This window comes from Marinifilum breve (genome assembly GCF_003202155.1).
GTDB lineage: Bacteria > Bacteroidota > Bacteroidia > Bacteroidales > Marinifilaceae > Marinifilum > Marinifilum breve.
On sequence record NZ_QFLI01000003.1, the window covers coordinates 444363 to 456950 of the forward strand.

Annotated in this window: 6 protein-coding genes; 1 reads left to right on the top strand and 5 read right to left on the bottom strand. The window is 36.6% G+C overall.

The window, feature by feature from the left end:
• Positions 1–52 precede the first annotated feature (52 nt).
• A complete protein-coding gene (locus DF185_RS09510; protein ID WP_110360504.1) occupies positions 53–2392 on the top strand; it encodes a TonB-dependent receptor in 2340 nt (779 codons plus the stop codon).
• 330 nt (positions 2393–2722) lie between these two features.
• Here the strand turns inward: DF185_RS09510 and DF185_RS09515 are convergent, their stop codons facing one another.
• From DF185_RS09515 to DF185_RS09535, 5 genes are all read right to left on the bottom strand, one after another.
• A complete protein-coding gene (locus tag DF185_RS09515; RefSeq protein ID WP_110360505.1) occupies positions 2723–5575 on the bottom strand; it encodes a ligand-binding sensor domain-containing protein in 2853 nt (950 codons plus the stop codon).
• Positions 5576–5777: 202 nt separating this feature from the next.
• Positions 5778–6992, bottom strand: a complete 1215-nt coding sequence (locus DF185_RS09520; protein ID WP_110360506.1) for a glycoside hydrolase family 88 protein — start codon at positions 6990–6992, stop codon at positions 5778–5780.
• Positions 6993–7083: 91 nt separating this feature from the next.
• Positions 7084–8673, bottom strand: a complete 1590-nt coding sequence (locus DF185_RS09525; RefSeq protein ID WP_110360507.1) for a RagB/SusD family nutrient uptake outer membrane protein — start codon at positions 8671–8673, stop codon at positions 7084–7086.
• Between the two features lie 64 nt (positions 8674–8737).
• Entirely contained in the window at positions 8738–11881 is a 3144-nt protein-coding gene (locus DF185_RS09530; protein WP_110360508.1) for a SusC/RagA family TonB-linked outer membrane protein, read from the bottom strand.
• A gap of 29 nt (positions 11882–11910) precedes the next feature.
• Positions 11911–12585 (bottom strand): choice-of-anchor J domain-containing protein, encoded by a 675-nt coding sequence (locus tag DF185_RS09535; protein WP_110360509.1) that lies wholly within the window; start codon positions 12583–12585, stop codon positions 11911–11913.
• Between the last annotated feature and the right edge of the window lie 3 nt (positions 12586–12588).

Here is a 12588-nt window from a genome sequence, read left to right on the forward strand (position 1 = left end):
TTTATTCGTGCTAAACTAATTTTCAAAATATTAATTCAGGAAAAATTAAAACATGCGTTCAAGCCTTCTATTCCTATTTTTCATTTGTCTGTTTTCTGCAAATATGCAAGCTCAGGACCTATCCATTACTGGACAAGTTTTCGATACAAAACTCAATCAATCCTTGCCATTTACTCAGGTTGCCATTTCCAATATTAATTCGGAGAGTGGCATGAGTGGAACCCTGACCGATGACGAAGGAAGCTTTTCCATTGCCGTACAACAAAACAGCACCTATAAAATCATTATCCAGTACCTGGGATATGAGACCTATGAGAAGCTCCTGAATGTAACAACTGAAAACATAGACATGGGTGTTATTCCTCTCTCTCCATCGGCTCACAACCTACAAGAAGTATTTGTAACTGCCGAAAAAAAATCAATTGGTAAGGAAAATGGAAATTGGGTCTTGTATCCCGATAAATTACCTGAAGGAGGAACTAACTCAGCCATCGAATTACTAAGTTCCATTCCGTCAGTTTCCGTTGATATGGAAGAAGAAGTAAGTATTCGAGGCCGTCAAGCCAGCATATTAATTGATGGAGTTAAAATTGATGATCAATCAGAATTGAATCAAATCTCTCCCTCCTCTATCGCTAAAATTGAGGTCATTCAAAATCCTTCAGCAAAGTATGATGCCAATGGAAGCGTAATCAACATACAACTTAAATCGCCAATACAATCTCGTTCTTCGAGTAAGTTCAGAGCTTCTGTTGATCACTTTGGAAATCATCTGGAGAACTTCTCAACCAACAAAAAGCACAATAAGTGGGGCGGATTCTTTCAGGCAAACTCCAACATCAACGAAATCAATACCACCATTAATCAGCTGCGAAAAAATCTTTTTCCAGGCAACTCTCCATATATCAGGCAAGCCAGAGACCAATGGCAAAAAAGCAACAGCCAACAAGCCAGAACGGGAATAAACTACCGACCATCGGAAAAGCACCTGTTCAAAATAGATGGCCTGTGGCAAAACAATCAGCTAGATCCAGATGTAAACATCTTTAAAGAGCTATTAAATGAAGAACATATATTGACCAAATACACTGAACAGGAACAAACATTTGAGAAGGACAAATTTACACAGCAGTATCGTGGGCAATACATCGGCAAATGGGACAAGCAAACTTTGAAAGTACATAGCAGCTATCGCAGTCAAAAACAATATGAAGACAGATTGATGTCTATTCTGAATTTTGATTCTAAAGGAAAGCCAATCAGTACCCTTCCGGCAGAGAAAAAAGATGATATTAATTTAACCGTTGAAAAGTTTCAAGGCAAGCTAGACTACGAAAGAGAATTGAATGATAAAGTGAGTCTTGAAGGAGGAGCTGATTGGAGCCTGGAAAAGCACACACAAAACTCTATTCAAGAGAAGTACAATCATAGTGAACAGGATTGGATCATGGTTCCTTCTAAAACATTCGACTACCAATATAAAAACAACAGTTCTGCCCTTTACGGGATTATTGACTTTAAAACCAAAAATTGGTTCGTTACAGTCGGTTCAAGACTACGATATGTTGACAGATCGACCAACAATGCCCGTAACGAAATTGTAAACCAACAACACAACTCTTACCTAAGTGTTTTACCAACTTTTTATGCAGGAAGAAATTGGGAACATAGCGATTTGAGTATCTCCTACAAAAAAAGCCAGAAGCTGCCACGATCAGGCCAGTTGAACTCTTATAAAAACGATGCGAATCCACTGAATATCCACTTCGGAAATCCCGATTTAAAACCAGAAAAAGAACATTCTCTATCACTCGACTATTCCATTCAAAAAGAGAAGTTCCAATTGGGTGTAGCACTCTTCCATCGTATGGTTAAAGATGTCGTGATGCAAGAATATTATACGCATGGAGATACTCTTTTCAGAAGTTTTGAGAATATGGCCGATTTATTTGTTAGTGGAAATGAGTATACTTTTAACTACAAACCAACTTCCTGGTGCCGTATGAATGGTAGCAGTACGTTTTACCACCAGAAATTCACTGGTAAAGGACTTGCCTTACCCAAAAAACAAGCTTGGTGTTATCAATTTAAAATAGGCAGTCAGTTCCAATTGCCTAAACAGGTAAGAATGATGGTAAATTATGCCTATAGTTCAGAAACATTGAAAACAAACGGCTTAAAAGGTGAATTGTACAATTTGGATGTGGCTTTGAGTAAGGAATTTTTGGATAAGAAATTGAAAATATCCTTAAAAGGAGCCAATTTATTAGATAGTAAAAGACAATGGACTGATGTGGAGAACCTACAATTTATTTCACGCAATAAACAACATCAGGAAAGCCGAAGAATAATTCTGGGAATGGTTTACAAGTGGAGTCACCAAAACCATTGATATTGTCGATGCTTTCCTTATTAATCATGAATTTTTGTTTTCAAATATGAGACCATTCACACTTACTTGTGAAGACCATTCACACTTACCTGTGAAGACCGCTCACACTTACTTGTGAAGATCATTTCATATTAATTAGTGTAGTTCTGAAATGAAAAATATATTTTTCGCTGAAAGGTTTTGTGTCGATTCCTACGAATGGATTTTAAGGATTTCTATACCGCGAGATGCGGTAGCCTAATACCACGAGGTGTGGTAGCCTAAGTGTGAATGGTTTTATACTTTGAAACAGAAAGGTGCTACGGATAAACCAAAGTAACAAATTACATTCTATGAATTGAACTGTTCCAAATACTCACTAGGCGTTAAATCGGTAAATTTCTTAAAAATTCTGTAAAAGGAAGTTTTGGAATTGAAACCGCAGTCTTCCGCAATTGCCAAGAGGGTGAAATCCTTGTTCTGAGGGTCCTTCAATTTTTGCTTTACTTCATCTACCCTATATGCATTTACAAAATCATTAAAGCTAACCTGTAAACCATCTCGTAACACATTAGACAATTGCACCTCACTCCAATCCATCATACCTGCCAGCTGGGCTTTCGTCAATCGTTTATCTCTGTATGGAGTATTGTCTTTCATGAAGTTTTCCAAACTGTCAATTTCCTCATTCCAAATTTTAGTATTGCCGTTCTTTACAGGAAGTTTTGAATCCGCCTTTTCTTTCGTTTTCTTCCTTCCTTTATGGGTTGATTTTTTCAGGTACAATTTGGCAAACACAAAAATTAAAACGAAGATGACCAACAAATAAATTATCCATATGTATTCTAACCAATCTCTTTTTACCTGAATTAGCATGCTAACAGGTTCGCTCCATCTCATGTGGTTATTTGAAGCCATCACGTCCAGTTTATAGGTACCAACAGGCAGTACTGGCAGACTTATTTTCTGACTTCCCATGGGCATCATTTTCCAAATAGAATCAGATTCTAACTTGTATTGAATCCTATTTTTCTCTGGCTCACAAAAAGACATGCTAGCCAGCTGAAGATTTAAGCCTGTGTATGTATGGTATACCTGAAGCTCATTTCCTTTTATCTTTGCTTCCGACTCTTCTGCCTTTACAGAAATCAGCTTCAATTCTGGTTGCAAATCATTCATTTCAAATTTTAATGGATCAAAGGAATTTAATCCATTATTCCCTCCAAAATACATCAATCCGTCTGGGGCTTTACAAGCCACCTTGTATTCAAATATATTTCCTTGCAAACCATCTTCCTGATAGAAGTTTGCAAATTGCCTTTCCTCTACATTAAAACAGCTCATTCCTCTGTTTGTCCCCAGCCACAGGCGTCCTTTTTCATCTTCCTGTATACTCAAAACCACATTTCCTGCTAAGCCATTTTTCTCATCAAATACTTGAAATGAATCTGTTGTATCATTATAAAGATTCAGGCCCATTCCGGTAGCAATCCAAATTCTGTTCTTGCTATCCTGAAAGATTGCATAAACTTTGTCGCTACTCAAAGTGCCACTTGTTTTTCCTGAACGATATGCCTTAAAATTTTTCTCTCCTTTTTTTAGAACACACAAACCTTTCATATGACAAGCCGCCCAAATATCTCCATTCTTCATCTGGGTCATCACTTTCACATTCAAGTTGGTCAATCCATTGTTTTCTCTATTGTAAAGGTCTGATGCTTTCTTATTGGGATTCCATTTCCAGATTCCTTTATCTAGTTCTGCAAACCAATAATTTCCTTCATCATCTTGTAATATTTCAAAAACTCCTTTTCTGAAATTCAATTTTTTAGGAGAAGGATATGCTTCAAATTCCCTTTTCGAAGTATTGTATTTCAGTACACCTTTATCAGTACCAAATAGAATATTACCTTTCACATCATAATAGGCAGTTCTAACATTCTTATGTTTTTTCCACCCCTTAATTTGCTTCCCGATTTCAACCTGCTTAAAGATTTTATTTTTAGAGTTGAATAAACTAATTCCATGGCGCATGGTTCCCAGCCACACATTTCCTTCTTTATCTGCTATTGCTGCTCTTAAGGTATTATCTACCAAAGAATTCTCATCCCCCGGTGTATTTTGATACAACTGAAAAATAAGATTATCCGGAACGAAATGGTTCAGTCCTTGCATGCTACCAATCCATACACTTCCTGATTTCTCTGCCAACACAGAAAGAACATTATTACTTGAAATACTTTCATCTACCATTGGATGATGCAAGTAATGATAGAAGCGATTTTGTTCTGTATCATATAAATTCAATCCGGTCTTCGTACCCAACCATATATTACCTGATTTATCTTCGGCAATTCCCGTTACGTAATTATCAGATAGGCTATTCTTGTTATCTTTTTTGTGGCGAAATACCTGAAACTCTTCTTTACTCTCATCAAATAAATTCAGACCACTTGCAGAAGCAATCCACATTCTGTTTTCTCTGTCTTTGTAGATATCTTCAATAAAATTAGAACTCAGCTCACCAGACTTTCTTTTTGACGATCTCTTGAATATCTGTTTCTTATTTTTCGAGATATCAAGTATTGTGACTCCATTACCTGCAGTACCAATCCACAAGCGACCATCTTTATCAAAACACAAATTGTTAATTATTCGTTCGCCTTTAGAGTAGCTAACGATTTTACTATTAAAAGGAAAATGCTTGTATATCTCAAATTCATCCTTAGTTCTATTTAGATGATAAAGCCCGTTTCGTGTACCTACCCACACAAGGTTATCTTCTGAAACTACAATATCGTTTGCATACCTACTTTGAGATTTTTTAGTTTCATAGGGCAAAGCATAGTATTTGGCTTTTGCACTGTCGATATTAATAGACACAACACCTAATTGGGTTGCTATCCATAACATTCCATCTTTATCTTGAGTAATGCCATTAATACGCTTATCAACAGATTCTGAAAATGGTACATCGGGAAGTAAGTAAGGAGTAATATTTAATCCATCATATCGATTCAAACCTTCTTTGGTACCAAACCACAGAAAGCCATTCGTATCCTGAAAAATAGAATAAACAACATTAGAGTTTAATCCGTTAGAAGAATTCAATTTTTTAAAACGAAACTCTTTCTCGGCTGCAAATCCTTCCAACACTACAATTAGCTGGAAACAAATCGTTACAATCAGTTTTATTCCTCTCATTCTTTTCTTAATCTAGTACATTTCGGAAACTACAAAAATAATGCATCCTTTTCTGAGATGAAATCAATTTACAGAGATATTAAAAAAGCTCTCTAAGAATAATACCTTAGAGAGCTTTATACCAAATAAATGCATCAGCCTCCAGGCTTAACATTCTCACTATTTTAAATTCAAATTAAGCTTATCTGAATTTTATTGATTCTTACATGGATCTTTCCATGGCTTTTCGTCTACGCAAGGCTTCCAAATAATAATAATCGGCATACACCAAAGCTACATCAATTTCATTTCCTTGCGGCTTTGCACCTGTACTGTGAAGCAAGAATGCATCGTTAACACCTCTTGCCGAATAAGCTGAAGAAGCCAATGAATTCAGAATTCCATCTGCAGCTGCACAATACTTCTTCTTCAATTTAGCATCTTTCAGCAAACTACTCAATTCAACTAAACCAGATGCTGCAATTGCAGCGGCAGAAGCATCACGAGGTTCACCTTCTTTTCCTGTTAGATCAAAATCCCAGTATGGAATGTGATCCTTTGGCAATCCTGCTATGAATCGATCAGACACTTTCAAGGCAAAGTCCAAAAACTTTTTATCTCCTGTTTCACGGTATACCATTGTATAACCATAAAGTGCCCATGCTTGTCCTCTGGCCCACACACTTTCATCTGCAAATCCTTGTGAGGTGTTTTTGTTTCTAACCTTACCAGTATTCTCATCATACTCTACCACATGATAAGTGCTAAAATCATCTCTAAAATGGTGCTTCATTGTTGTTTCGGCATGCTTAACTGCAATATCCTTGTATTTCGGATCACCAGTTTCTTTCGAAGCCCAAAATAACAACTCTAGATTCAACATGTTATCAATAATGGTAATGTGCTGTTTCCATTGTGGATGCAACTCATTAGACCACGATTTAATCGTACCTACTTTAGGGTTGTATCTTGTTATTAGAGAATTGGCTGATTCGATTAACACTTCCTTGTATTCCTTCTTTCCTGTCAATCTATAAGCCTGTCCATAAGAGCAATACATCATAAATCCAACATCATGATGCTCTTTATTGAACTTATATGGTTCCAAAGGCAAGGTCCTCTTCAGAGCCTCTTCCTTCCAATAATCATTCTTAGTAACATCATACATCTGCCAAAGAATTCCAGGATAGAATCCAACCGTCCAAAGAAGGACATCATTCTTTGGCATCTTCCAATGTTGTTCTCCAAGTTCAATTAAACGAGGATGAGTTGTGTAATCACTATTAACAACAACTGATTTTTTCAACTGTTCCTCGCAAAACTCCATTTCCTCTTGAAGATCCACCTCTAATTCTTCTTGAAAAATTTGATTTGCAATCAGCTTGCTCTTCTCTTCTGCCTGTTTTCCTTTATTGGATTGACATGCAAAAATTGTCATCGCAATGATCACTATTGAAATAAAACGCATTATTTTTCCTTTTCTTAAATTTGAATTAAAGAAACCGAGTAGCACCCGGTTTCTTTGTGTTTTATTTCCAAAGTGGATTTTGTTCGATTAATTTGTTTTCATTCATCTCCTTCAATGGAATTGGCAACAAATAATGTTTCTCTTCTACATTATCCGATGATCTGTACAACCATTCTCTAGATGAAGCAATATTAGCAGCCTGCATTTCAGTTTTTAGCTCTTGTAGCTTCTCAACTAATACACCCCAACGGATTAAATCATGCTTACGAATCCCTTCAAAACAGAACTCTCTTAATCTCTCTGTCATCAACTCTTCGTGGAAATCAGCTACAGATGAAACCAACGAAGCATCAATATCGGCCAATCCTGCACGATTACGAATCATGTTCAAATAAGGAATCGCTTCTGAAGTTCTATTTAAATTATTTAAAGCTTCTGCCTTCATTAATAGAATATCAGCATATCGAAGAATTGGGAAATTAATTCCTGTATAATTTTTATCAATATCACCAGGTTCTAATCCTTCCCAACCTAGAGATCCATCAGCATTGGTAACTTTTTGAACTCTTTTGAATTTTCCCGGGAACCATTCATATCTGTTCTTTTGAGTTTTAACTGCACCTTTCTTGTCAATTTTAAAGTCGGCAATATTCCAATCGTAACGATCATCATTATTCTGATCATACGAATTGATTAGAGAAAGACCTGCATAAGTAAAGGCATATCCATAAGGAGAATCTTTTTGCTGACACATGATTCCATTCAGGTTTCCATGCTTTCCATCTTCCTGAATACCTGATGCTCTTTGATTTTCAAACTGAACCTCAAAAATTACTTCTGTATCATCATTAACTCCTGTAATTTCATTAAGGAATACATCTTCATAATTCGCAATCAAATTGTGCTCACCACTATCAATAATTAAATCGCAATACTCAATTACTTTTCCATATGATTCTTCAGGTAATAATTGCAAAGGTACACCAGCTTTGGTCAAATATGCTCTTGCCAATAATCCCCATGCTGCAGTTCTGCTCACACGACCATATTCCAGCTCCTCTGAAGGTAAAGGTAAGTTTGGCGCACTAGCTTCCAATTCAGTAATAATAAACTCATAAATTTTATCAGCCGAAGTACGAGCAATATCATTCGATGCAGCATCTCCAACCGAGCTTGTTCTTAGAGGAACTCCTCCCCACCATCGAACCAACTCGAAATAATAAAAAGCTCTTATAAAGCGAGTTTCCGCTTCATATCTTAACTTTCTACTCTCATCGCTAAAATCAGCATTTGGTAAATTTTCAAGCAATATATTAGCACTATTAATTCCTCTATACAAAGTTCTCCATGTATTTTCCAAATCAACAGTTGAAGCATTGTGGATGTAAAGTCCAACAGTCCATGAATTATAAGATCTTGAGAAAACAGCCTCATCGGTACCAACCATAAACTGAATTGGCAATTGCTCTCCATAAGTATATCGGTTACCTATATCACTGTAAACCGCATTCAAGGCTAATCTACAATCTGCCTCATTCCTGTAAAAATTATCAGGACTTATGGTAGAAAGCGGGCTCTGATCCAATTCTGATTCACAAGAAGCAAACAGAACTGTTAAAAGTGTTAATATGATAAAAAATGATCTTTTCATTTGATTTTATTTTTAAAATGCCATTTCGAGCCTGAACCCGAAATGACAGTTCATAATCATTTAATTAAAATGTTAGGTCGACACCAAAAGTTACAGTTGTACTAACTGGGTAAGCCGAATAATCTAAACCTGGAGTTAATGCTCCAAATTTTCCTACAGAAACTTCAGGATCGTAACCTGAATAATTAGTCAAAGTCCAAAGATTCTGTGCCGAAGCATATACTCTTGCCTGAGAGAAACATGTTTTCTTTAAGAACTCCTTGCTAAAGTTATATCCCAACGAAACTGTTTTTAGTTTTAGGTATGAACCATCTTCCACTACTCTATCAGAAACTTTATTTCCTTCAGGAGCATAACCTAAAATGGCCTTCTCACCTCTGATAATATGAATATCATTGCTTGGATTTGTTGGAGTATAACGATCCGCCACAGAAGCATAGAAGTTATGGTTTTCCTTAATCGATGGACTCTCGAATACAATTCTGTTTGCATTTAAGATATCGTTACCATATGACCACTGGAAAAGGAATGAGAAATCCCAGTTCTTGTATTTGAAAGTATTGTTAATACCACCAAAGTGCTTTGGTTCCGGATTACCAATTACAGTTCTATCACGCTCATCGATGGTTAAATCACCATTTAAATCCTTGTATTTTACTGATCCAGGAACAACAGCTCCTCCATTATCAGCTATATTTGGTTTCAATACATAACCATCTCCATTTACGTAGTCAAAGTCTTCCACCTGATACAATCCATCCGACTGCAAACCGTAGATTTGGCCTACAGGAGAACCAACTTCAGTGATGTACTGATATTCTGTATACTTATAGTTCCACTCAGGATTGGTAAGCATGAAAGATTCTCCATCATTCAATTTAACTGCTTTGTTGCGGTTGAATGAAATATTAAAGTTGGTTGTCCATTTGAAGTCTTCCTTATCAATATTTCTCGATGTAATTGCTAACTCCAAACCTTTGTTTTCAATTTCCCCAACGTTGGTGATTACACTCTTGAATGAAGAAGATGGCGCCATAGATCTACGTAACAACAAATCCACTGTATTCTTCTTGTAAACATCAACGTTTACAGATAAACGGTTATCAAAGAATCCCATATCCAATCCAGCATTGTACTGATAGGTAGTTTCCCATTTTAGGTTCTTATCTGCAAGGTTGGTCATGTAAATCCCTTTTGAATATTGACCTCCAAAATTGTAACCATTGGAAATATCAGCATTCATCTGGCTGTGTGCTGAGTAAGTAGGAATTCTGTTATTACCTGTTGCACCCCAACCTGCTCTTAATTTCAAGTTTGAGAACAAGTTCAAGTCTTTCACAAAAGATTCTTCAATCATTCTCCAACCAAAAGAGAAAGATGGGAAATATCCCCACTTGTTTCCGTTTCTAAACTTAGATGAACCATCCATACGGAAAGATGCCGTTAACAAATACTTCTCACGGAATGAATAATCAACACGAGAAAAATAAGACATGATGGTTGACTTTTCAGCATATGATTCAGGAACGATAGGTTGTTCTCCCAATCCAATATTGTCAACACCAAGGTTATCCAATGGCATGTGAGTGTTCTTAGCTCTGAACCAATCACTGTTCTTTGTAATAAATTCATATCCTAACAAACCTGTCAGTTTGTGAGATTTAAACTTAGTTTTGTAAGTCAATACATTAGAAGTAGAAAGAGTATAGTATCTTCTATCAGTTAAAGTACCATTAATACCATTTGCTCCTTTGTATCCTTCCAATGTTTCCTGACCATAGAACAATTCCTGACGTCTGTTATCTGATACATATCCACCTGTCATTTTCAAGTTCAAACCTTTAGCCAATGTAAAATCTGCATAGGCATTAGCGCGGAATACATTCCAGTCAGTTTGTCTATCAGTATTTTTCAAAGTTTTAACTGGGTTAAAACGCATATTGTTTGGATCTTCCAAATCGATACCGTTTTGCAAACCATCGTCATTGATTGGCTCTACAGGACGGAAAGTAATCGCATCCGCAAGAATACTTACTCTGTTGTTACCGGATACTTTATCACCAGTCTGCTTCATTACAGAATAGTTCATATTCACACCAACCTTTATTTTATCTGTAAGGTTGTGATCAAGCTTCAATCTTCCGTTGTATTTCTCATATCCTGTTTCTATCATGGTTCCTTCTTGATTAAGAAAATCGAAAGAAACGTAATGCTTTGTTTTCGCGTTTCCACCACTCATTGAAACATTGTGGTTTTGTATCACTGCCTCACGAAAGATTTTATCCTGCCAATTGGTTCCCTTTTCATTTCTATACAATTCAGGATCTACCCAGTGCTCTTTAAAATCATCGATTGAAGTACCACCTTTAGCATTTGCCACTTCTTGTTGCAACAAAACAAATTCATAAGGATTCATCACATCTAGTCTTTCCTGAATCCATTGAACACCCACCGACGAATTTACTCTTACCTTCGAAGGACCAACTTTACCACCTTTAGTTGTAATAATGATAACACCATTAGCACCACGAGATCCATAAATTGCAGAAGCAGAAGCATCTTTCAATACATCGTAACTTTCAATGTCACGAGTAGAGATCATACCTGGATCAAAACTCTCCATTGGAATACCGTCAACAACATACAAAGGTGAGTTATCTCCTGTTACCGAGTTGGCACCACGAATTACAATTTGCATACCAGAACCTGGCTGACCATCTGTGTTGGTTACTTGCACCCCTGCCATGCGACCAGATAGTGCCTGATCGAAGTTTGCTACAGGAGCTTTTGCCAACTCATCAGGACGAACTGATACAATTGATCCGGTAACATCTTTCACACTCTTGGTACCATAACCAACAACCACAACTTGGTCCAACTGTTGCATTGCCGGAGCCAATTCTACCTTGAAATCAGTTTTATTTCCAACACTAATTTCCTGTGTCTCGAAACCAATAAACGAAACTACAATTGTAGCATTCTTTCCAACTTTAAATTCAAATTTTCCATCAATAGAGGTGATGGTACCATTGGTAGTTCCCTTTTCTAGAACGCTAACCCCTGGAAGTTCAACACCCGTATCATCGAAAACAATTCCTCTAACCTTTTTCCCTTGTGCAAAGGAAATACTAGTGGTAAATGTAAGCGCCAATACCAAAAAGTATTTCATTACGCTACTTATTCTGTTATTTGATTTTATGAAGTTCATTTTCACAAATTAAGATTCTTCAATTCATATTATTTACATACTGCAGTAACATTCACTTTCGATAAGAATGTCGTTCTGGTCATGTTCTTTACAGACTTACCCGACTGAACCGATCGGAATGCAATTACAACATTTTTGCCCAAATATTTCTTCAAACTTATCTTTCGTTCAACCGCTTGCTTTTGCTTGTGAATACTTTCCATCCACAATTCATCCCACTGGGCAGTTTCAACATCACCATTGTAGTTCGCAGAAATCAGTACCTTCAATTCATTAACATTATCAGTACCGTATTTAGAGTAAGCTTCAACCAGTAATTCTGCCTTTTTACAGTTCTTAAGTTCTATTTCGGTGGATACCAAATAATCATCATTCTCCATACGATTCGGCACCATAATTACACCTCGCTTAGATTCTCCATCAACACCAGTAACCGACCAATTTCCCCAGCCAGCATTCCACTTTTTGTTATCTGCTTGTTCTGGCTCTCCTTGTAAACTTACAGGAGAAAAGTTTCCGGTTTGACTCTCTCCTTCAACAGGCTTTAGTTCTTGCCAACCATCTTCAAAAAGAACAACTTTTTTTCCTTTATTCTTCTTAGAAGATTTGTTAACAGCCCAAGCTCCCGTCGAAGAAAGTAACAGAATTGATATCAGCATTCCTGCTGATATCATTCTTTTATATTTTAATCTCTTTAGAATCATCTA